We start from the raw sequence: 22,360 nt of genomic DNA on the forward strand, positions 1-22,360 counted from the left end.
TGTGACGGTCCCAGACGCTAGATTGGTTACACACTCACCGACCACCCGGAATGGAGTTGACGCAAGAATGGCGAACCCGTTCGTGAAGGCGTGGCGCTACCTGATGGCACTTGGTAACGCCAAGATCGACGAGAACGCAGACCCGAAGATCCAGATCCAGCAGGCGATCGAGGACGCGCAGCGTCAGCACCAGGCCCTGTCCCAGCAGGCGGCGTCGGTCATCGGCAATCAGCGTCAGCTGGAGATGAAACTCAACCGTCAGCTCGAGGAGATCGAGAAGCTCCAGGCCAACACCCGCCAGGCACTGACACTGGCCGATCAGGCGACCGCGGCGGGCGATTCGGCGAAGGCGCAGGAGTACACCAACGCCGCCGAGGCCTTTGCCGCCCAGCTGGTCACCGCGGAGCAGAGCGTCGAGGATCTCAAGGTGCTGCACGACCAGTCGTTGCAGGCGGCCGAGCAGGCCAAGAAGGCCGTCGAGCGCAACGCGATGACGCTGCAGCAGAAGCTGGCCGAGCGGTCCAAGCTGCTGAGCCAGCTCGAGCAGGCCAAGATGCAGGAGCAGGTGAGCGCGTCGCTCAATCAGATGAGCGAGCTCGCGGTGCCGGGCAACACCCCGAATCTCGACCAGGTGCGCGACAAGATCGAGCGTCGCTACGCCAATGCGTTGGGGCAGGCCGAACTCGCGCAGAACACCGTCCAAGGTCGCATGCAGGAGGTCGAGCAGGCCGGGGTCCAGATGGCCGGCCACGCACGACTCGAGCAGATCCGCGCCAGCATGCAGGGTGGTGCCCTCCCGTCCGCCGGCACGGGCGCTGCGCAGCCGGCCGCCCAGCCCGCGCAACCGTCCACACCGGCGACCGAACAACCGCCCCAGACCGGCAACTGAGCCGACCGGACACGATCGACCACGACGAACGGCCTCCCGCCGAGTGGGGGGCCGTTCGTCGTCCGATGCGCATGCCGACCGGTGCGTCCTGCGCGGTCCCGGGTGCGTGTGGCAGCGAGGAGATCCATGGCACGCGTGGCCATCGTGGCGGGACCTGATGCGGGACATGCCTTTCCGGCCTTCGCACTCGCCGAACGTCTGGGGACAGACGGCATCGGCACGACCGTCTACACGGGGCTTCGATGGCGCGCGGCCGCTGCCGAACGAGGCATCGAGGTGGTCGAGCTCCCGGGGCTGGCCGTCGAGGACGGGGACGACGACACCGACGCCGGTGCGAAGCTGAGCGGACGGGCCGGTCGGATCGCGGTGTCGCTGGCGCCCGTGCTCGCCGAGCGTCGGGTGGATCTGGTGATCTCGGACGTGATCACCGTCGGGGGCGGATGGGCGGCCGAACTGGTGGGTGTCCCGTGGGTGGAACTGTCGCCGCACCCGCTGTACCGACCGTCTCGCGGCCTGCCGCCGATCGGCGCAGGTCTCGAACCCGGTACGGGCTGGTCGGGCCGGCTGCGCGACGCGGCGATGCGCGCGGCGACCGCGCGATCGTTGCGACGCGGTGAGCGGCAGCGTGCGCGGGCGCGGTCCGAGATCGGCCTCGGCACATCGATACCCCGCCCCGCGGCGCGGCTCGTCGCGACGTTGCCCGCGCTGGAGGTGTACCGGCCGGATTGGCCCGCGGACGCGCATCTCGTGGGCCCGTTGCTGTGGGAGCCGACCGGATCGGTGTTCGAGCGGCCGCCGGGGACGGCACCGCTGATCTTGGTCGCGCCCTCGACCGCGGTCACCGGCGCCGCGGACATGGCCGGCGCCGCGATCTCCGCACTGTCCGCCGACGAGCTCGGATTTCCTGTGCGGGTGGTTCTCTCGGCCCTCGACCCGCCGTCGTCGGGACAGCTCCCGGATCATCTGGTGGTCGGCACGGCGCGCCAGGACGAGATCCTGCCCGACGTCGACCTGGTGATCTGCGGTGGCGGGCACGGGATGCTGGCCAAGGCGCTCGCGGCCGGTGTTCCGGTTGTGACGGTTCCCGGGGGCGGTGACCAGTGGGAACTGGCGAATCGGGTGCAGCGCCAGGGGAGTGGCCGTCTCGTCCGGCCGGTGGAAGTGCGCTCTCTCGCGTCGGCGGCGCGCGAGGTGCTCACCGATCCGGCGTACGCCGATGCGGCACGGTGTGCCTCGGCATCGGCAGCCGGGGTCGTCGACCCGGTACAGGTGGTTCGGCGCCTGTTGTCGCAGTGAGAAGGGACGTTCGGCGTGGGTAGGCTGGCCGCGTGCGTCTGACCGAATTCACCGAGCTGATCACCGCCGAGTTCGGGGGGCGGGCGGCCGATTCGATCCTGGTCGACCACGTTCTCCTCGAATTCGGTGGACGTACCGGGGCGCAGGCGATCGAAGGCGGCGCCGATCCCCGGGACGTCTGGATGGCCATCTGTCGCGACTTCGACGTCCCCCGCGAACGCTGGTGACGGCGACGCGGGACTGTCGGCCCGCCTGCCGGTGATCCGCGCGCGGCGATCTGTCCACGCGGCGTGTCGGTGCTTGCCATCGAACACATGTTCGTTCATTGTGGGTGTTGTCGGAACCACGGACTCCGGGCGTGCGTCAGACATTGAGACGACAAAGCAACGACGCGCGCAGACGGAAGTTGTCGGATCCCGTGGCTAACGTGCAACCCACATCAGCCACACATGAGACCACCTGGCCGGTCACCGGCCCCGAGTTCGGAGGAGAACCCCATGGCAGCAGCACCGCAGGACAGGGAGAAGGCGCTCGATCTGGCCCTCGCGCAGATCGACAAGAACTTCGGCAAGGGATCGGTCATGCGGCTCGGCGAGGAGACCCGTCAGCCGATCGCGGTCATCCCGACCGGCTCCATCGCCTTGGATGTGGCTCTCGGCATCGGCGGCCTCCCACGTGGCCGGGTCGTGGAGATCTACGGCCCGGAATCCTCGGGTAAGACCACCGTCGCCCTGCATGCGGTGGCCAACGCCCAGGCCGCCGGCGGCATCGCCGCCTTCATCGATGCCGAGCACGCTCTCGATCCTGATTACGCGGCCAAGCTCGGCGTCGACACCGATGCGCTGCTGGTGTCGCAGCCCGACACCGGGGAGCAGGCGCTGGAGATCGCGGACATGCTGATCCGTTCGGGCGCGCTCGACATCCTGGTCATCGACTCGGTCGCCGCGCTCGTACCGCGTGCCGAGATCGAGGGTGAGATGGGCGACAGCCATGTGGGACTGCAGGCGCGCCTGATGAGCCAGGCACTGCGGAAGATGACGTCCGGGCTGAGCAACTCGAAGACCACTGCCATCTTCATCAACCAGCTGCGCGAGAAGATCGGCGTCATGTTCGGGTCCCCGGAAACCACCACCGGCGGCAAGGCCCTGAAGTTCTATTCCTCTGTCCGGCTTGATGTCCGGCGTATCGAAACCCTCAAGGACGGCACCGATGCAGTCGGTAACCGCACCCGGGTGAAAGTGGTCAAGAACAAGGTGGCACCACCGTTCAAGCAGGCCGAGTTCGACATCCTCTACGGCCAGGGCATCAGCAAGGAAGGCTCGCTCATCGACATGGGCGTTGCCGAAGGTTTCATCCGCAAGTCGGGTTCATGGTTCACCTATGAGGGCGATCAGCTGGGCCAGGGCAAGGAGAACGCCCGGAAGTTCTTGCTGGAGAACGACGACGTCCGGGATGAGATCGAGAAGAAGATCAAGGAGAAGCTGGGCATCGGGGCCGTCGTCGACGCTGACGAGGTCGCACCCGCTCCGGTGGAATTCTGATCGAGCCGTGAGCAGTACCACACCGGACCCCGAAGAACGGGCCGGTCCCAGCGCATGGGACGCGGCACTCCGACTCCTCGGGGTCCGTGCTCGTTCCCGACAGGAAATGGCCGAACGGCTGGTCCGCAAGGGCTTTGATGCCGACACCGTGGACGACGTGATGATCCGACTGGAGAAACATCAACTCGTCGACGACTCCGAGTTCGCGAACGAATGGGTGCGGTCTCGGCACACCCATTCGGGCCGGGGGCGTGTGGCGCTCCGTCAGGAACTCCGCAGGAAGGGGATCGACGCCGGCATCATCGAGGCCGCGCTCGACGACGTGGATCCTGACGACGAGCGTGCCGTCGCCGGCGAACTCGTCGCCAAGAAGCTCACGCCAATTCAGATCGACCGTCTGCGCGCCGATCCCGCCGTGCGCGACACCATGTTCCGACGGCTGGCGGGCATGCTGATGCGCCGGGGCTATCCGCAGTCGATGGCCATCGATGTCGTCACCGAGGCGCTCGACGGCGTGAACACCGAGGTCTGAGCAGGTGGACTGACACCGAGGTCTGAAGTTCACGGCTGCTCGTCTCGAATCCGCCCTACTTCGGACCTAACGTCGGCAGGTTTTCCATCGCCGCCAGGTCGGCGGCCTCGGCGTCGGGGACCACTCGCTTTGTCCGGCCCTGACGCAACCGCTGTTCGAGATAGGTGGCCAGCGACGACAAGCCGAAGTTGATGACGATCATCACGATGGCGACCACGACCAACGCGGGGAGATAGTTCCCGTAATAGGACGCGGACTGGATGCCGGAACGGACCACCTCGATGTAACCGATCGCGTATCCGAGCGCGCTGTCCTTCAGCGCGATGACCATCTGGGAGATCAACGCCGGCAACATCGCGGTGATCGCCTGCGGGAGCAGGATGATGCGCATCATCTGCGATTTGCGGAGACCCACGGCCATGGATGCCTCGGTCTGGCCCTTGGGGAGAGAGTTGATCCCGGAACGGAGGATCTCGGCGATCACCGAACCGTTGTACAGGGTCAGGCCGGTGACCACGGCCGCAAACGCCAGTTGTGACGACGGGAAGATCGCATAGTCGGCGAACAGGTAGTAGGCGAAGATCATCAGGATCAACACCGGGATCGCACGGAAGACCTCGACGAACAATCCGGACAGCGCCCGCAGCCACCGGTGATCGGACAACCGGCCGATGCCGAGGATCGAGCCGAGCAGCAACGCCAGGACGATCGAGAGTGCCGCCGCCTTGAGCGTGCCCCACAGACCGGGCAGGACGTAGGTGGTCCAGGTGGTGGACTTGACGAAGGGGTTCCACTTTTCCGACGTCAGCTGGTCGTTGCCGCCCAGGATGTAGAGCACGTAGGCGGCGATAGCGATCAGGATGGCGATGAAGACGATCGCAATGATGCGATTACGCATCCGCGCCTTGGGTCCGGGTGCGTCGTAGAGGACGGTCGCGTTGGAGCTCATCGTTTCACCGCCAGTCGTTTGGCCAGGTACCCGAAGACGAAACCTTCGGTCAGCGTGATGATCATGAAGCCGATCGCGATGATCGCGAACACCGCGATGATTTGATCGGAGAACGTCTCGAGTTCCTCTTTCATCAGCAGCGAGGCCTCGGCCACACCGATGACGGACGCGATCGTGGTGTTCTTGGTCAGCGCGATCAGCACACTGCCCAGCGGCCCGATCACCGAGCGGAGCGCTTGCGGCAGGATGATGATGCCGAGGACCTGCGGGAACGTGAGTCCCAGCGATCGTGCGGCCTCGGCCTGGCCGATCGGCACGGTGTTGAAACCCGAACGCAATGTCTCGCACACGAATGTCGCCGTATAGAGCACGAAGGCCAGGACCGCGAGCCAGAAGTTGTTGTTGTCGATGAAGTTCTCGTTGTCCGGTGCCAGGGTGAGACCGAGATTCTGGTACAGACCGATGGAACAGAACAGGATGATCAGTGTCAGTGGGGTGTTGCGGACCACGTTGATGTAGACCTCGGAGAACCCGCGCATCACCGGAACCGGGGACACCCGCATCGCGGCCAGCAGGGTGCCCCAGATCAGCGCCCCGATCGACGAGAAAAAGGTCAGTTTCAGCGTCACCCAGAAGGCGGGCCACAGTTGCGGCCCCATATCCGCCCAGAGTTCACTCATCGGCGATCAGCCCTTCCTCGTCAGCTCAGGCCCGGCGGGCACGGGGTGGAAGTGGAATCGAGGAACTCGAGATTCCCCGGATCGGGGGCGAACTTGTATTTCGAGTCGGGGCTGTCGGCCCGGGCGATCATCGAGTCCACCGTCTCGTTGCCGATGGCGTCGCGGAGCGCCCGATCCCAAGGGGACTGGCCATCCGGGCCGGGGACGAGCATCGCGTCTATCGCCTCGTTGACCTTGGCCACGGCATCGGGATGCTCCTTGGCCATACCGACCCCGTAGTACTCGGTAGAAAACGGCGTGCCGGCCTTCTTCAGCGCGTCCTTCACACATGCGTCCTCCGGATAGGACATGCCCACCAGTTTGAACTCGTCGGGGAAGAAGTTGGCATAACCTGCCAGGATCACCTCGTCGGTGGTCAGCGCGTCGACCTTGCCGCGGCGCAGCGCCTCCACACATGACGAGTAGGAGTCGTACTCCTGTAACTGCACGTTGGGCAGCTGCGCCTTGACGTTCTGGGCGGGAGTCGAGCCGGTGACCGAACAAAGCTTCTTCCCGGCGTTCAGGTCGGTCAGGGAGGAGATCGAGTTGTCGTCGTCGCGGACGAGTAGACCCTGGTAATTGATCAGGTAGGGCCCGGCGAAGGCGACCTCCTTCGCCCGGGCGGGGGTGATCGAGTAGGTGGCCGCGATCATGTCCACCTCGCCGTTGTCGATCAAGGTCTCGCGCTGCGCCGACGGTGTTTCGCGCCACCGGATCTCGGGATGTTTGACACCCAACGAATCGGCGATGTGATTCACGACAAAGGTCGAGACCGACGGATCGAATCCGGTGACGGACTTGTCCGGGTTCCGGATACCGAGGCCGGGCTGGTCGTATTTGGTGCCCAGGACAACCGAGCCACTGCGGATCGAGTCGAGCAGGTTGCGCGGATCGGTGTTGCCGCACCCGGCCAGTGCTCCGGCGACGAGCGCAAGAGTGAGGGTGAGGATTCCGATACCGGTGGCCCGGTGCGCACGACGAACCGACGTCGATGGTGATGTGGACCCCATGTCAGTGGCCCAGGATCTTCCCGAGGAAATCGCGGGCGCGTTCGGATCGGGGATTGGAGAAGAAGCTCTCCGGGTCGGAATCCTCCACGATCGCACCGTCGGCCATGAAGATCACCCGATCGGCCGCCTTGCGCGCGAAGCCCATCTCGTGGGTCACAACGATCATCGTCATCCCCTCCTTGGCGAGGGAGACCATCACGTCGAGAACCTCGTTGACCATCTCAGGGTCGAGCGCCGACGTGGGCTCGTCGAAGAGCATGATCTTCGGGGCCATCGCGAGCGACCGCGCGATGGCGACACGCTGCTGCTGGCCGCCGGACAGCTGGGCGGGGTATTTGTCCTTCTGACTCTCGATGCCGACGCGTTCGAGAAGTTCGAGTGCACGTTTGTTGGCATCGGCCTTGCTCTTCTTGCGCACCTTGGTCGGGGCGAGCGTCACATTCTGCAGGATTGTCTTGTGCGCGAACAGATTGAAGGACTGGAACACCATCCCGACGTCGGCGCGCAGACGAGCGAGATCCTTGCCCTCGTCGGGCAGCAGCTTGCCCTCGACGTAGATCTCACCGCTGTCGACGGGCTCGAGGCGGTTGATGGTGCGGCACAGGGTCGACTTGCCCGAGCCCGATGGGCCGAGCACCACGACAACCTGCCCGGCCGGAACCTCGAGGTTGATGTCGCGCAGCACGTGCAGTGATCCGAAATGCTTCTGAACGTCTTTCATGACGATCATCGGCTGTGACCCGGCCGTCGGCTCGGTCGTCGCGGGTTCCTCGATCGGCGAATCGGTCATAAGGGATCAGCCTAGTGTGAGCGGGGCGGCGCGTCCTGTTCATCGGCCGTCCGAGTGTCGAAAAGCGGATTTGCGCAGGCCCGTACCCTGGGAGGCGTGAGTATCGAGTTGTCCGAGCGGCGTGGCGCCCGTGACGCCGGAGCCGGCGTCGGGTCAGACGTTGCCGCACCCGCCCGCAGCTATCAGGTGCGGACGTACGGCTGTCAGATGAACGTGCACGATTCGGAACGTATCGCAGGCCTCCTGGAGGCCGCCGGATACACCAAGGCGCCCGACGACGCCGATGCCGATCTGGTCGTGTTCAACACCTGTGCCATCCGGGAGAACGCGGACAACAAGCTGTACGGAAACCTGTCACATCTCGCGCCCGCGAAGTCGGAGCGCCCCGGCATGCAGATCGCGGTCGGCGGGTGTCTCGCGCAGAAGGACAAGGACACGGTGCTGCGCAAGGCGCCGTGGGTCGACGTCGTGTTCGGCACGCACAACATCGGCTCGTTGCCCGCATTGCTCGAGCGCGCGCGGCACAACGAGTCGGCGCAGGTCGAGATCCTCGAATCACTCGAACGGTTCCCGTCGACCCTGCCGGCCAAGCGTGACTCCGCCTACTCCGGTTGGGTGTCGGTCTCCGTCGGCTGCAACAACACCTGCACGTTCTGTATCGTGCCGTCGCTGCGCGGCAAGGAGGTCGACCGCAGACCGGGCGAAGTCCTGGCCGAGGTGCAGGCGCTCGTCGACCAGGGCGTCAGCGAGGTGACCCTGCTCGGTCAGAACGTGAACGCATACGGGATGTCGTTCGCAGATCCCGACCAGCCCCGCAACCGTGGCGCCTTCGCGGAGCTGCTGCGTGCCTGCGGGAGCATCGAAGGGCTCGAGCGCGTCCGGTTCACGTCACCGCATCCGGCCGAATTCACCGACGACGTCATCGAGGCGATGGCGCAGACGCCCAATGTCTGCCCGCAGTTGCACATGCCGCTGCAATCGGGCTCCGACCGCATCCTGAAGTCGATGCGGCGCAGCTACCGGCAGCGCAAATTCCTCGGCATCCTCGACAAGGTGCGGACGGCCATGCCACACGCCGCGATCACCACCGACATCATCGTCGGCTTCCCGGGTGAGACCGAGGAGGACTTCCAGCAGACGCTCGACGTGGTTGCCGCGGCCCGGTTCTCCAGCGCGTTCACCTTCCAGTACTCGCCGCGTCCCGGAACGCCGGCCGCCTCGATGCCGGACCAGGTCCCGCCGGAGGTGGTCGGGGAGCGCTACCGACGGTTGATCGCCCTGCAGGAGGAGATCTGTCTCACCGAGAACCGGGCCATCGTCGGTACCGAGGTCGAACTGCTCGTCGTCGCCGACGACGGTCGGAAATCGGCGCACACCCGGCGGATGACAGGCCGGGCGCGCGACGGACGTCTCGTCCATTTCGCCGCGGGGGAGCGGGACGGGAGCGACGTGATCCGTCCTGGTGACGTGGTGACGACCCACGTGACCGGTGCTGCCCCACACCATCTCATCGCCGATGCGGGGGTGGTGACGCACCGCCGGACCCGGGCCGGAGATGCCCACGAGACGAGCCGCACGCCGACGACACCGCCGGTCGGAGTCGGACTCGGTTTACCGACGATCGGTGCGGCGCCTGTCGAACCGAGCGCCACCGGATGTGCAGGAGGTTGTGGCTGATGGCCGACGCGAGTGACCGTCCGGAGGACGGAACGGACGGGGCCGAGGTTCCCCCCGACCGCGACAACGCGACCGATGCGGGCCGCTTCGCGGAGTACGAAGGAGATCTGCGCAAGGCCGAACGCAAGGTCGCCGGTGAGATCGATCCCGGCATGCGAGCCCTGGTGGTCGCCGTGGCGGTCCTCGTGGCGATGCTCTCGCTCGTGCTGCCGCACACCGGCTCCGCGAGCGGCATCGACGTGCTCACGTTCTCCCCGGACGCGGTGGCCGAGCGGGTCACGATCACCTCGAAGGTGTTCGTCTATTTCGTTGCCATCTTCGGGATCGGCGCCTCGGTTCTGGCGTTGCTGACACGTCGCTGGATCATCGCGTGGATTGCGCTGTGTGGCAACGCGATCGCGTGTGTGGCCGGAATGCTCGCCTGGTGGTCGCGGAACACGCCGGGCGTCGGTGGCATCCAACCGCCGTCGGGCGTGGGTATCGGGCTGATCATCGGCTGGCTGGCCGTCTTGGTGCTCACCTTCCACTGGGCCCGCGTCGTGTGGGCCCGCAGCACCTATCACCTGGCACTCGAGGAAGAGCGGCGCAAGGAAGCAGCGACCCGCGACGCCCTGGCGCGCTCGTTGCAGCGCAAACCCGGTCAGGACAACTGAGAGTTCGAGCGCTACCGGTCAGCGGTCGGCGATCGCGCTGGCCGCGGCGTCGGCCCATTCTTTCCACTGCGCCGCCTGGTCGCGGAGCTTGGCGGCGTCCTTGGCCTTGCCGCGCTCCTCGGCCTTGCGGGCCTGATCCTCGAACTGGGCCGCACGATCCGCGAACTGGGCGGCCCGCGCCTGGGCCTCGGGGTCGGTGCGCTGCCACTGGGCGTCTTCGGCGTCGCGAATCCGCTTCTCCAGCGCACGGGCACGGCCCTCGAGGCCGCTCATCTGTTCACGCGGTACCTTGCCGATCTCATCCCACTTTTCGCGGAACGCCCGGAACTCGCGGCGCGCGGCGTCGAGATCCGACGACGGGTTGATGGTCTTCTCGGCGGCGTCGAGGAGGGCGACCTTTGCCGTGGCGTTGGCCGCGAACTCGCTGTCCCGCTCGGACGTGGCGGCGTTGCGTGCCGAGAAGAACACGTCCTGGGCGGCCTTGAACCGCTGCCACAAGGCATCGTCGGCGTCGCGCGGGGCACGCCCGGCCGCCTTCCATTCGCCGAGGAGCTCGCGGAACTTCCCCGAAGTCGGACCCCAGTCGGTGGAGTCGGAGAGTTCCTCGGCGCGCGCGATCAGCTCTTCCTTGCGGGCCTTGGCACCGGCCCGCTCACGGTCGAGTTCGGCGAAATGGGCGCCGCGACGACGGTTGAAGGCGTCCCGCGCCTTGGCGTAGCGCTTCCACAGGGCATCGTCGGTCTTGCGATCGACTCCCTTGATGGTCTTCCACTCGTCGAGAATCGCGCGGAGCCGGTCGCCGGCCGCTTTCCACTGTGTCGAGTCGGAGCCGATCTCCTCGGCTTCGGCGGCCAGCACCTCCTTGCGCGCGATCGCCTCGGTGCGCAGCCGGTCCCGCTCGGACTTGATCGAGTCGGCCACCTCGTCGGCACTCCCGACGATCAGGTTCAACCGCTCCTCGAGTGCCGCCACGTCGCCGATGACCGCCGCCGTCGGCAGCGCGTCGAGCAGGTGTTGGGCGGCCGCCTGGGCCTTCCGCGGATCGCCGGACCGCGCAGCGAGGCGTTCCTCGAGGATCTCCACCTCGGTGGCGAGGTCGTCGAACTTGCGCGCGAAATGGGCGAGGCCGTCCTCGACCGAACCCGCTTGCCAGGACCCGATCTCCCGTTCACCGCCGGCCGCCTTGAGCCAGACCACACCGTCCGCGTCGATTCGTCCGAACTGGTGCGGGTCCCCGTGCGGGACGGGGGTCGGCACCGGGGGCAACTCGCTCGGTCGTGGGTGTGGGCCGGGCCGGGGACCGGGTTTCGGCCCCGGTCTCGGCCGCGGTGGTGGCGTCGCTTGCTCTGCGGACGGCGACGGACTACCTGTCGCCGCGGTGTCGGCAGGGGTCGTCGACTCCGTCACCTCGGAGGCATTCGTCGGATCGGTCGGATCAGTCATGTGCAGGTGCCCTCTCCCGCAGGTTGGTTGCCGCGCGTCACGGCTGCCGTCGCATCGATACCTCTGTGGCGCCCGGCGTCGACACGGAGGTCTCACCATTCAAACAGGTCAGAGCTCTTCGTGGGGCCGCTGCCACGACATTGCACCGCGATGCCGGTGCTGAGCGCGCCTCATCGCTCGACTAGCGTCGTGGTCGTGCTGGCGTCCGTGGTGTTCGTGCCGAGTGCTCCTCTGCTGGTGCCGGCTCTGTCCGGCCCGCTCGCCGTCGACACCGACGAGGTGCGCGCCGCGACCCGGGCCGCGGGCCGAGATCTGGCCGTGACGGCGTCGACGTGGATCGCGATCGGCGCCACCGATACCGGCGTCGACCAGGTCGGCACGGCCGGGACCTTTCTGCCCTATGGGGTCGACGTTCCGGTATTCCTCGGCGCGGGTGATGTCGGTGGTCGACCGGGCGACACCCGCGGCCTGCCGTTGTCGTTGCTCATCGCGGGCTGGCTCCGTGCCGAGGCCGGGGCCGGGGTCGTCACGCCCGTCCCGGTGGCAGCCGGCGCGACGCCCGAACAGTGTGCGCAGTTGGGTGCAGAGGTCGCCGGGCGTGTCGACGGCCAGTCGGAGCGGATCGGGGTCCTCGTGGTCGGCGACGGTGCGATCTCGTTGTCGCCGCGGGCGCCCGGCGGCGGACTGCGGGAATCGGCCGTCCGTCTCCAGCAGCTCATCGACGACGCGCTCGGCTCCGCCGACGCCGCAGCGCTCGCCGGGCTCGATCCCGAGGTGTGCGTCGCCGAGGGCGTGGGCGGGCGACCGGCCTGGCAGGTCGCCGCAGCGCTCTGCGCCGGTCGTACGATGCGCGGCGAACTCCGATACGCGCGCGCGCCATTCGGGGTCGGTTACGTGGTCGCGGTCTGGACACCACAATGACCGCTCCGATTCCGGTCGCGGTCGTCGGTCCCACTGCGAGCGGCAAGTCGGATCTCGCGCTCGACCTCGCGGAGCGACTCGACGGCGAGATCGTCAATCTCGACGCGATGCAGCAGTACCGCGGGATGGACATCGGCACGGCGAAACTGACGGCGCGCGAGCGTCGCGGCATCCCGCACCATCAGATCGATGTCCTGGACGTGACCGAGACGGCGACCGTCGCGCGGTATCAGCAGTCCGCCGCCGCCGACGTGGAGACGCTGCTCACGGCGGGCCGGACCCCGATCCTGGTCGGCGGGTCGATGATGTACATCCAAGGGCTGCTGGACGATTGGCACTTCCCGGCAACCGACGCCGACGTGCGGGCGAAGTACGAGGCGATGCTCGCCGATGTCGGGGTGGCCCGTCTCCATCAGCGTCTCGCCGAGGTCGACCCGCAGGCCGCCGCGTCCATCCTCGCCACCGACGGACGACGGATCGTGCGCGCCCTCGAGGTCGTCGAGATCACCGGTGAACCGTTCGCGGCGTCGGCACCCACCATCGGGGACCCGCGATGGGGTACGCGGATTCTCGCACTCGACCGGGAGACCGGCGCCCTGGACGAGCGGATCCGGTTGCGCACCCGGCAGATGTTCGCGGGTGGGTTGGAAACGGAGGTGCGAGATCTCTGTGAGGTCGGTCTGCGCGAGGGGCGGACGGCCTCCCGGGCCATCGGATATGCACAGGTCCTCGCGGCTCTCGACGGCGAACACGACATGGCGACGGCCGAGGAACTCACCTTCATCGGGACGCGGCGTTACGTCCGCCGGCAGCGTTCGTGGTTCCGCCGCGACCATCGCATCGGATGGCTCGACGCTGCAGAACCCGACCTGATCGGTGCCGCACTCCGCGCGATCGGCCACGGCTGATCGGTGCGTGGCCGGGTCCGACAGCAGGCCCGTACCCTGGATCGGGTGACGGCGACACAGTCCACTTCCACTGCACAGTCCACCGCCCGGCCCGAACCGGCCTCCGACCGTCGGCGTTTCGTCAAGGGGCACGGTACCCAGAACGACTTTGTCATCCTCACCGACCCGGCGGCCGACCTCGAATTGACCGAGCCCGTGGTGGCGGCGCTGTGCGACCGTCGGCGCGGCATCGGCGCGGACGGACTTCTGCGGGTGGTGCGCTCGGCCGCCCTGGTGGAGCGGGGAGTGCTGACCGCGCTGCCCGGCGGTGTCGCGCCCGACGACTGGTTCATGGACTACCGCAACGCCGACGGATCGGTCGCCGAGATGTGCGGGAACGGTGTGCGGGTGTTCGCCCACCACCTGCGGGCCTCGGGTCTGGTCTCCGACGACGAGTTCACCGTCGGGTCGCGTGCCGGTGCCCGACCGGTGATCGTGCACAGCCACGACGACGTCCGCGCCGACGTGACCGTCGAGATGGGGAAGGTGCGTCTGGACGGTGAATCGATGGTGCGGATCGGCGACGACGCGTATCGCGGTGCGATGGTCGATGTGGGCAATCCGCACCTGGCCTGCGTGGTGCCGGACATGACCGCCGCCGACCTCGCGACTGTCGACTTCACCGCGGGGGTCGAGATCGACGGCCAGGCCTTTCCACACGGGGCCAATGTGGAGCTGGTGACGCCCGCCGGGCCTGTGGACAAGCGTGGACGTCTACCCGCGGCGATGCGGGTTTTCGAGCGCGGTGTGGGCGAGACGCGCAGTTGCGGGACCGGCCTGGTGGCGGCCGGAGTCGCGGTTCTGGCCGCCGGTGGCCAGTCCACCGGCACCCTGTGCATCTCCGTGCCCGGTGGTCGCGTCGAGGTGGGCATCCGGGCGGACGGTTCCCACCTGCGCGGACCGTCGATGCTGGTCGCGGACGGGGAACTGCGGGCCGGTTGGGACCGGCTCCAGGACTGATCTCGGCGGCCACCCGGCGGTCACCGGAAATCCAGGTGCTGAGTGGTCCCATGACGTGAGATCATGGTCTTGCCTATGACCGAATCAGCATCCACACCATTTTCCCTGTCCACCCCGGACGACGACGATCTCACCGACCTCCCCGAGACCGCCACCGAGCCGGGTGCCGGCCGCGACATCCTCCGCGGTCTGGCCCAACCCACGACGGGTGAGCTCCAGCTCTCCGAGCGCGCCTCGCTGCAGCGTGTCGCCGGACTGTCGACCGAACTCACAGACGTCACCGAGGTCGAGTACCGGCAGCTGCGACTCGAACGCGTCGTGCTGGTCGGTGTCTGGACCGAGGGTAGTGCCGCCCAGGCGCGCGCCAGCATGGTCGAACTCGCCGCGCTCGCCGAGACGGCCGGCTCGGAGGTTCTCGACGCGCTGATCCAGCGGCGATCACGGCCCGACTCGGCCACCTATATCGGGTCCGGAAAGGCCGAGGAACTCCGCGAGGCCGTGCTCACCTCCGGGGCCGACACGGTGATCTGCGACGGCGAACTCACCCCGGCCCAGCTCACCGCGCTGGAGAAAATCGTCAAGGTCAAGGTCATCGACCGCACGGCCCTGATCCTCGACATCTTCGCCCAGCACGCGACGTCGCGCGAGGGCAAAGCCCAGGTGTCCCTCGCCCAGATGGAGTACATGCTGCCCCGACTGCGCGGGTGGGGCGAGTCGATGTCGCGCCAGGCGGGTGGACGCGCGGGAAGCAACGGTGGGGTGGGCCTGCGTGGTCCGGGCGAGACGAAGATCGAGACGGATCGTCGGCGCATCCGTGAGCGGATGGCGAAGCTGCGTCGCGAGATCCGCGGGATGAAAAAGTCGCGCACCGTGATGCGCGCGGCGCGGGAACGCAACGCCATCCCGCGGCTGACGGTCGCCGGATACACGAACGCCGGCAAGTCGAGTCTCGTCAACGCGATGACCGGGTCAGGAGCGCTGGTGCAGGACGCACTGTTCGCCACCCTCGACCCCACCACCCGTCGCGCCACCCTCGACGACGGGCGCGCAGTGGTGTTCACCGACACCGTCGGATTCGTGCGGCACCTGCCGACGCAGCTCGTCGAGGCGTTTCGCTCGACGCTGGAGGAGGTGGTCGACGCCGACCTGGTGCTCCACGTCGTCGACGGTGCGGATGCCTTTCCCGCCGAACAGATCTCGGCCGTCCGCCAGGTGATCAACGAAGTGGTCGCCGAGGAGGGCGCCGCGCCGCCGCCGGAGCTGTTGGTCATCAACAAGATCGACGCCGTCGACGCCACCAGGATGGCCGAACTGCGCGGGGCGTTCGGCGATGCGGTGTTCGTGTCGGCGCGCACCGGTGAGGGACTGCCGGAGCTGTTCGACCGGCTCCGCGAGTTCATCGGGCGCTCCGACGTGGAGCTGACGATCGACGTGCCGTACACCCGTGGTGACGTGGTGTCGCGGATTCACGAGGAGGGCGAGGTGGTGTCGAGCGAACACACCGCGAACGGCACCCGGATGAGGGTGCGCGTCCCCGCCGCCTTCGCGGGCGCGCTCGACGATCTCACGGTCACGACCGCACGGTGATGTAGCCAATCCGCCGACCGGGCCCAGAATTCCATCGAGCGGGCACAGAAATCCGCCGAGCGGGCACAGAAATCCGCCGAGCGGGCGTAGGCACTGATGCCCACGCACGCTCGACGGAATGGTGCGCGCGATCGACAGGATTCTCCGCACGCTCGACGTGAATCCGTGAGCGGACGGCGGGATTCCGAGCCCTCGGCGACGGGAGGCGGGAACCGCTCGGGAGGGCGCCGACCTCAGTCGGCGTCGAGATCCTTCGCGACCAGGGTGGCGATCGCATCGAGGGTGTTCTGATCCTCGGCGGTGACCACGACGTTGGTGCCCTTCTCGGCGCCGAGCGTCATGATCATCAGAGCCGAACCGGCATCCACCGGGTCTCCGCCCTCGAGGCCGATGGTGACCGCGGTGCCGGCGTCCGCGACCGCCTCGGCGATGATCGTCGCGGGGCGGGCGTGCAGTCCGACGGCGGAGCCGACGGCGACGGTGGTGCTGGGCATGTGGGTGTCTCCTCACTCATTTGGTGGTGATGTCTGAATAGTGTCGCTGACGACGATTGTGCACGCGTTTCGCGACGACGTGGTACGGCTTGGCCGATCAGCTCAGGCTGCGACGGTCTCCAGTTCGGGTACGGTCGTCGCCTCTTTCCGGGCCGTATTCCATTGCTTGGCCGCGACGACGAGGAACGCGGACAACGCCGTTCCGGCGGCCAGCGCCACCAGGAACAGGACCCAGTGGTTCATCGTGAAGAACACGAAGATGCCGCCGTGCGGAGCGCGCTGGGTGACTCCGAACGCCATGATCAGCGCACCGGACAGTGCGCCGCCGGCCATCATCGACGGGATCACGCGGAACGGGTCGGTCGCCGCGAACGGGATCGCGCCCTCGGAGATGAACGATGCACCGAGCAGCCATGCGGCCTTGCCGTTCTCACGCTCCGGCTCGGTGAACAGCTTCGGGCGCAGCACGGTGGCCAGGGCCAGCGCCAGCGGCGGGACCATGCCTGCGCACATCACCGCGGCCATGATCTCCAGCTGTGCATTGCCGCCGATCGCGAGGCCCGCGGTGGCGAACAGATACGCCGCCTTGTTGACCGGGCCGCCGAGGTCGAAGCACATCATCAGGCCGAGCACGATGCCCAGGATGATCGCCGAGCCGCCGGACATGCTGTTGAGGCCGTCGGTCATCTGATCGGTGACCCACGCGAGCGGCTTGCCGAGCAGCATGTACAGGAGGACGCCGATGATCAAGCTGCCCAACAGCGGGATGATCACCACCGGCATCAGCCCTCGCGCCCACTGCGGCAACGGGAGTCGGGCGATCCAGAAACAGGCGACACCGGCGATGAGACCGCCGACCAGACCACCGATGAAACTGGCACCGACGGCGACCGACACCAGTCCCGCGACGAAACCGGGTGCGATACCGGGTCGATCGGCGATGGCGAACGAGATGTAGCCGGCCAGGACCGGGACCAGCATGCTCATGGCGAGACCACCGACGGCGAACAACACCGCGCCGATGTATTGGCCGAGGCCGCCTGCCGGCAGATCCCACAGACTGTTGTTCAGCGCGATGAACTGTCCGTCATTGAGCGCACCGGACGTGTCGAGTGTCGAGTTCGCGATCTCGTAGCCGCCGAGGAACGGGAGGAAGGCGAGAGCCATGAGTAGACCGCCGGCGGCGACGAACGGGATCATGTAGCTGACGCCGGTCATCAGTGCCTGCTGGACCTGTTTGCCGAATCCGACGCCGCCGGCTTCCGCTGTGCTGTCCGGGACGCCGTCGCCGGAGCCCGCCACCACTGCGGCGTTCGGATTATCCGAGGCTGCAACCGCTTCGGCGATCATTTCGTCGGGCTCGTTGATCGCCCGCTTGACTCCGGAGGAGATGACAGGCTTGCCGTGGAAACGTTCTTTGCCCTTCACCTCGACGTCGGTGGCGAAGATGACTGCGTCCGCGTTCGCGATCACCTGCGGATCGAATGCGGTTGTCGCCGAGGACCCCTGAGTCTCCACGTGGAAGTCGATGTCGGCGCGTTCGGCCGCGTACTTGAGGGCATCTGCCGCCATGTAGGTGTGCGCGATCCCGGTCGGACACGCAGTGATCGCGACGATCGACTTGCGCTCGGGGCCGGCAGGCTCGGGTGTCGGGGGCGAGGCGCCGGCCGCTGGTGCGGTGGCCGCGCCGGTGGCCGCGGCAGTGGATGCCACCGGTTGTGCGGGTGCGGGATTGATCGCCTGATCGACGAGTTGCACCACACGGTCATCGCTCTCGGCTTCGCGAAGTGACGCGACGAAATCGGGGCGGACCAGTGAACGTGCCAGGGAGCTCAGCAGCTTCATGTGTTCGGACGCTCCGCCGGACGGCGCGGCGATGAGGAACACGAGGTCTGCCGGGCCGTCGGGTGCCCCGAAGTCGACCTTGGCGGACAGCCGCGCCATCGCGAGACTGGCCTCGGTGACCGACTCGGCGCGGGCGTGCGGGATCGCGATACCACCGGGCAGTCCGGTCGCGGACTTCGCCTCACGGGCGAGCGCTCCACGGGTGAGATCGGCGGCATCGGTGGTGCGGCCTGCGGCCTGGAGTGCTTCGGCGAGATAGCCGATCACGGCAGCCGGGTCGGCGCCCGCGTCGACGTCGAGACTCACCGTCTGCGTCGTGATGATCTGTTCGGACATCGGATTTCCTTCTACATCGGGATGTGCGGTCGTCGTGTTCGTGGAGGCTTGATGGTGGCAGGCCGTTCGGCGGGAACGAGCCCGTGCATGCGATCGTCGAGTGTCATCCGACCCGGGCGGCTCCGGAGAGGTCGGTGACCGTCACCCCGGCGAGATCGAGCTGACCCGGTGCAGGCGGCTGAGTGCCGGCGAGAGCGGTGGCGGCCGAGCCATAGGCGACCGCCGAGCGGAGCCGATCCGGTTCCGCTGCGCCGCGGGTCTCGGCGATCAGATAGCCGGCGAGCGCCGAGTCCCCGGCGCCGACGGTACTGCGAGGCACGATCGGTGGCGGTGTGGCAAACCAGTTTCCGGTGTCGGTGACCAGGATCGCCCCGGTGGCGCCGAGGGTGGCGAGGACGGCGGCCCCGGTCCGGTCCACGAGGGTGCGCGCCGCGGCGAGCAGTGGCTCGTAGTCACCTCGTGACGTCGCGGCGACGAGACGTGCGGGATCCGCGCCGGTGGCCTCGGCCAGTTCCTCGTCGTTGGGCTTCAGTAGGTCCACCCGACCCCGGACGGTCGCCGACAACGGGCCGCCGGAGGTGTCCACCGCGACGCGGCACTGCTGTCCGTCGAGCTCGTCGATGACGGTTCGATACCAGTTGTCGGACGGCCCCGGCGGCAGTGACCCGCACAGTGCCACCCAGCTCGCGCCGCGCGCATTCTCGACGACGAGATCGACGAGGGCATGTGCCTCGGCGGGGTCGAGGCGGAAGCCGGGTGCATTGATCTTGGTGGTCGTGCCGTCGGGGTCGGCGACCGTGACGTTGGATCGGACGTCGCCGTCGATCGGCAGCGCGAGATAGGGGAGGCCGACCGTGTCGAGTGCGGTGAGCAGCGGGTCGCTGGTCCGCGCGGGCAGGAGGGCAAGGGTCGACAGACCTGCCTCGGATACCACCCGCGCGACGTTGACACCCTTGCCGCCGGGTTCGGCACGCACCGATGTCGCGCGCTGCACCTCTCCGCGACTGAGCGGTGCGGCTAGCTCGAGGGTCCGGTCGAGGCTCGGGTTGGCGGTGACAGTAACGATCACCGGATCCGCTGATGGTCGTGTCATGGGGTCCTCTCGGTCACGCGATCACGACATCGATTCCGCGGACCGACAGGGCCGCGGAGGTGGCCGGGTCGATCCCGGCGTCGGTGACCAGCACGTCGATATCTGCGAGATCGGCGAACGAGGACAGGTCCTCGCGATCGATCTTTGATGAATCGGAAAGCACCACTACGCGATTGGCAACCCTGACGATCGCTGCCTTGATGGCGGCCTCGTCCGGATCGGGTGTGGAGAGTCCGTGTGACTCGCTGATCCCGTTCGCACCGACGAAGGCCGTCGAGATGCGTAGTCGCTCCAGGGCCGCCACCGTCTCGGAGCCCACGGTCGCCTGTGTGAGTCCGCGGACACGGCCGCCCAGGACATGGAGGCCCGACGAGTGGTGGCCGGCCAGCGCCGCGGCGATGGGGATGCTGTGGGTGATCAGGGTCAGACGGCGGTCACGTGGCAGGGCGAGGGCGGCCTGGAAGGTGGTGGTGCCGGCGTCGAAGAAGACAGAACCACCGTCCGGTGGGAGGAACCGGATCGCCGCTCGGCCGATGGCGACCTTTTCATGCGTGTGGGTCATCTGTCGTTCGTCGATGCCCAGCTCACCGAACACCGGTGTGGAGCCCGGCCGAACCGCACCGCCGTGTACCCGCTGGAGATGTCCTGCGCGTTCGAGGGTCGCGAGGTCCCGACGGACCGTCTCACTGGTCACGTCGAACAGCGTGGCCAACGCGGCGACGGATGCGCGGCCGTTGGCCCGCACCTGATCGGCGATCGCCTGCTGACGTTCTTCGGCGTACACGGAAGTCCTCGTCTGTTGGAATCTGTGGATTTGTATGTTGCTATATCTGTGTTTACGCCTGTTTATGTTGACAAGTCAAGGTTTTCTTGTAACTTGAATCACATAACCTTCAGTGCGGGCTCATTACCCACAGGACCCGCTGTTCGAGACAGGCCGGTAAGTCCTGGGCCGGAACGGCTCGCGGACCGACGGACGGATAGGGACTTCGGTGACACAGACACAGGTTCTGCAGGGGACGCCGGTGGTGGCGGGTAAGGCCTTCGGACCGGCGATCTGGCCGGGCGCTCGTCCGGAATACGACCCGAGCGCGGCGGAGGCTGCCGTCGCCGAGGACGAGCGTGATGTCGAGACCAAACGCTTCAGCGACGCCGCCGCGGCGGTGGCGGGACGGCTCCGGGAGCGGGCCTCGCATGCCTCGGGCGCGGCGTCGGAGGTGCTCGTGGCGACCGCGGGTCTGGCCGAGGACCGTGGTTGGGTCGGTGCGGCGTCGGCATTGATCGCCACCGGCACCCCCGCGCCGGCCGCGGCGGTGGCCGCGACCGAACAGTTCGCCGCGATGTTCACCAAGCTCGGCGGACTGATGGCCGAACGGGTCACCGATCTCAACGACGTCCGGGATCGGGTTGTCGCCGAGTTGCTCGGGGTACCCGAGCCCGGCGTACCGGAACCGCCCGTGCCGTCGGTGCTGCTCGCCGACGACCTCGCCCCGGCGGATACTGCCGGACTCGATCCGACACTGATCATCGCGTTGGTCACACGTCTCGGAGGTCCGACGAGTCACACGGCGATCATCGCCCGTCAGTTGGGGATTCCGTGCGTTGTCGCAGTCGGCCGGCTCGCGACCGTGGCCGTCGGCACCAGAGTGCTCGTCGACGGTACGGCGGGCACTCTGGAGATCGAACCCGACGAGGCGAAGGCGCTCGCCGGTGTCGACGAGAGCCGCCGCAAAGCTGCTGCGGTGGCGTCGTGGACGGGCCCTGGGGCGACCGCGGACGGACATCGGGTCTCGGTGCTCGCGAACGTCGCCGACGGGGCGTCGGCACGGACCGCATCCGGCTATCCGGTCGAGGGGGTCGGGCTGTTCCGCACGGAGCTGGCGTTCCTCGATCGCGCCGAGGCGCCGACGATCGCCGAGCAGACGACGCTGTACCGCGAGGTGATCGACGCGTTCGCCGATCAGAAAGTGGTGATCCGGACGCTCGACGCCGGGTCGGACAAGCCGCTGAAATTCGTGACCCAACTGAATGAGGCCAATCCGGCGCTGGGCGTCCGGGGCAATCGCATCGCCATCGACCATCCCGATATCCGCGCGGCGCAGCTCGATGCGATCGCGGCCGCCGCGCAGGAGGGCGGAGCCACGCCGTGGGTGATGGCCCCGATGATCGCATCGCCTTCCGAGGCAGCGGAATTCGCGGGCGAGGTGCGTCGCCGTGGGTTGGTCGCGGGGGTGATGGTCGAGGTGCCGGCTGCCGCGATCCTGGCTGCGGCGATCCTGGCGGAGGTCGACTTCGTCTCGATCGGCACCAACGATCTGACGCAGTACACGATGGCCGCCGATCGGATGTCGGCCGAACTCGCCACGCTGACGGATCCGTGGCAGCCGGCCGCGCTCGCGCTGATCGACATGGTCGCCCGCGCCGGTCAGGCGGCGGACAAGCCGGTCGGGGTGTGCGGTGAGGCGGCCGCCGATCCGTTGCTGGCGTGTGTGCTCGTCGGCATGGGTGTCAGTTCGTTGTCCGCGGCGCCCGCCGCGGCTGCCCCGGTCGGCGCACGCCTCGCGGAGGTGACTCTCGACCAATGCCGGTCTGCCGCACAAGCGGTGCTGACGACCGCCGGTCCCGCCGAGGCCCGTGCGGTCGCGTCGGCGGCGCTCGACGGCTGACCCTCAGGCGAC

The 22,360-nt window shown here is 67.7% G+C and carries 21 protein-coding genes; 12 read left to right on the plus strand and 9 right to left on the minus strand.

What is annotated here, in order from left to right; genetic code table 11:
* The first annotated feature begins 67 nt into the window (after positions 1-67).
* The 5 genes from pspA to ACPXCG_RS19620 all read left to right on the plus strand — a co-directional run bounded on the left by pspA (position 68) and on the right by ACPXCG_RS19620 (position 4,258).
* On the plus strand, positions 68-889 hold the full coding sequence (gene pspA, locus ACPXCG_RS19600) for a phage shock protein PspA (RefSeq protein WP_425793779.1): 822 nt from the start codon (positions 68-70) through the stop codon (positions 887-889).
* Positions 890-1,015: 126 nt separating this feature from the next.
* On the plus strand, positions 1,016-2,185 hold the full coding sequence (locus ACPXCG_RS19605; protein WP_425793780.1) for a glycosyltransferase: 1,170 nt from the start codon (positions 1,016-1,018) through the stop codon (positions 2,183-2,185).
* 32 nt (positions 2,186-2,217) lie between these two features.
* Positions 2,218-2,412 (plus strand): DUF3046 domain-containing protein, encoded by a 195-nt coding sequence (locus tag ACPXCG_RS19610; RefSeq protein ID WP_425793782.1) that lies wholly within the window; start codon positions 2,218-2,220, stop codon positions 2,410-2,412.
* Positions 2,413-2,682: 270 nt separating this feature from the next.
* Complete coding sequence (recA, locus tag ACPXCG_RS19615; protein ID WP_425793783.1) at positions 2,683-3,726, plus strand: recombinase RecA; 1,044 nt, start codon at positions 2,683-2,685, stop codon at positions 3,724-3,726.
* 7 nt (positions 3,727-3,733) lie between these two features.
* The gene (locus ACPXCG_RS19620; RefSeq protein WP_425793784.1) at positions 3,734-4,258 is read left to right on the plus strand and encodes a regulatory protein RecX; all 525 of its coding nucleotides are present in this window, start codon (positions 3,734-3,736) and stop codon (positions 4,256-4,258) included.
* Between the two features lie 55 nt (positions 4,259-4,313).
* Here ACPXCG_RS19620 and ACPXCG_RS19625 read toward each other — a convergent pair whose 3' ends face one another.
* From ACPXCG_RS19625 to ACPXCG_RS19640, 4 genes are read right to left on the minus strand one after another with little or no spacing between them, the layout of a single operon-like run.
* The gene (locus ACPXCG_RS19625; protein ID WP_425793786.1) at positions 4,314-5,207 is read right to left on the minus strand and encodes an amino acid ABC transporter permease; all 894 of its coding nucleotides are present in this window, start codon (positions 5,205-5,207) and stop codon (positions 4,314-4,316) included.
* Entirely contained in the window at positions 5,204-5,887 is a 684-nt protein-coding gene (locus tag ACPXCG_RS19630) for an amino acid ABC transporter permease (protein WP_425793787.1), read from the minus strand. Before ACPXCG_RS19630 ends, ACPXCG_RS19625 begins: the two co-directional genes overlap by 4 nt.
* A gap of 20 nt (positions 5,888-5,907) precedes the next feature.
* On the minus strand, positions 5,908-6,936 hold the full coding sequence (locus ACPXCG_RS19635) for a glutamate ABC transporter substrate-binding protein (protein WP_425793788.1): 1,029 nt from the start codon (positions 6,934-6,936) through the stop codon (positions 5,908-5,910).
* 1 nt (position 6,937) lies between these two features.
* The gene (locus ACPXCG_RS19640) at positions 6,938-7,666 is read right to left on the minus strand and encodes an amino acid ABC transporter ATP-binding protein (protein WP_425794008.1); all 729 of its coding nucleotides are present in this window, start codon (positions 7,664-7,666) and stop codon (positions 6,938-6,940) included.
* Between the two features lie 156 nt (positions 7,667-7,822).
* Between ACPXCG_RS19640 and miaB the strand changes: the two genes are divergently transcribed.
* Together miaB and ACPXCG_RS19650 are read left to right on the plus strand one after the other, a co-directional pair.
* Positions 7,823-9,403, plus strand: coding sequence for a tRNA (N6-isopentenyl adenosine(37)-C2)-methylthiotransferase MiaB (gene miaB, locus ACPXCG_RS19645; protein WP_425793789.1), 1,581 nt, complete (start codon positions 7,823-7,825; stop codon positions 9,401-9,403).
* A complete protein-coding gene (locus ACPXCG_RS19650) occupies positions 9,403-10,056 on the plus strand; it encodes a hypothetical protein (RefSeq protein WP_425793790.1) in 654 nt (217 codons plus the stop codon). Before miaB ends, ACPXCG_RS19650 begins: the two co-directional genes overlap by 1 nt.
* A gap of 18 nt (positions 10,057-10,074) precedes the next feature.
* On the opposite strand, the gene ACPXCG_RS19655 is transcribed toward ACPXCG_RS19650, so the two are convergent.
* Positions 10,075-11,499, minus strand: coding sequence for a DUF349 domain-containing protein (locus ACPXCG_RS19655; RefSeq protein WP_425793791.1), 1,425 nt, complete (start codon positions 11,497-11,499; stop codon positions 10,075-10,077).
* Between the two features lie 195 nt (positions 11,500-11,694).
* Between ACPXCG_RS19655 and ACPXCG_RS19660 the strand changes: the two genes are divergently transcribed.
* From ACPXCG_RS19660 to hflX, 4 genes are all read left to right on the plus strand, one after another.
* The gene (locus ACPXCG_RS19660; protein ID WP_425793792.1) at positions 11,695-12,420 is read left to right on the plus strand and encodes a hypothetical protein; all 726 of its coding nucleotides are present in this window, start codon (positions 11,695-11,697) and stop codon (positions 12,418-12,420) included.
* Positions 12,417-13,328 (plus strand): tRNA (adenosine(37)-N6)-dimethylallyltransferase MiaA, encoded by a 912-nt coding sequence (gene miaA, locus ACPXCG_RS19665; protein WP_425793794.1) that lies wholly within the window; start codon positions 12,417-12,419, stop codon positions 13,326-13,328. Before ACPXCG_RS19660 ends, miaA begins: the two co-directional genes overlap by 4 nt.
* Positions 13,329-13,373: 45 nt before the next feature.
* The gene (gene dapF, locus ACPXCG_RS19670; protein ID WP_425793796.1) at positions 13,374-14,327 is read left to right on the plus strand and encodes a diaminopimelate epimerase; all 954 of its coding nucleotides are present in this window, start codon (positions 13,374-13,376) and stop codon (positions 14,325-14,327) included.
* 75 nt (positions 14,328-14,402) lie between these two features.
* Entirely contained in the window at positions 14,403-15,914 is a 1,512-nt protein-coding gene (gene hflX, locus ACPXCG_RS19675) for a GTPase HflX (protein WP_425793797.1), read from the plus strand.
* Positions 15,915-16,147: 233 nt separating this feature from the next.
* On the opposite strand, the gene ACPXCG_RS19680 is transcribed toward hflX, so the two are convergent.
* From ACPXCG_RS19680 to ACPXCG_RS19695, 4 genes are all read right to left on the minus strand, one after another.
* Positions 16,148-16,408: an HPr family phosphocarrier protein gene (locus ACPXCG_RS19680; protein WP_425793798.1), complete on the minus strand. Its 261-nt coding sequence runs from the start codon at positions 16,406-16,408 to the stop codon at positions 16,148-16,150.
* Between the two features lie 102 nt (positions 16,409-16,510).
* Entirely contained in the window at positions 16,511-18,589 is a 2,079-nt protein-coding gene (locus ACPXCG_RS19685) for a PTS fructose transporter subunit IIABC (protein ID WP_425793799.1), read from the minus strand.
* Positions 18,590-18,692: 103 nt separating this feature from the next.
* Positions 18,693-19,658 carry a 1-phosphofructokinase family hexose kinase gene (locus tag ACPXCG_RS19690; RefSeq protein WP_425794010.1) on the minus strand — a complete coding sequence of 322 codons (966 nt, stop codon included), beginning with the start codon at positions 19,656-19,658 and terminating at the stop codon, positions 18,693-18,695.
* Positions 19,659-19,695: 37 nt separating this feature from the next.
* On the minus strand, positions 19,696-20,466 hold the full coding sequence (locus ACPXCG_RS19695) for a DeoR/GlpR family DNA-binding transcription regulator (RefSeq protein ID WP_425793800.1): 771 nt from the start codon (positions 20,464-20,466) through the stop codon (positions 19,696-19,698).
* A gap of 208 nt (positions 20,467-20,674) precedes the next feature.
* Here ACPXCG_RS19695 and ACPXCG_RS19700 point away from each other — a divergent pair, with 208 nt between their 5' ends.
* The gene (locus ACPXCG_RS19700) at positions 20,675-22,348 is read left to right on the plus strand and encodes a putative PEP-binding protein (protein ID WP_425793802.1); all 1,674 of its coding nucleotides are present in this window, start codon (positions 20,675-20,677) and stop codon (positions 22,346-22,348) included.
* Positions 22,349-22,360: the final 12 nt, after the last annotated feature.

Origin of the sequence: Gordonia sp. DT218 (assembly GCF_049847105.1) — a bacterium.
Classification (GTDB): Bacteria; Actinomycetota; Actinomycetes; order Mycobacteriales; family Mycobacteriaceae; genus Gordonia.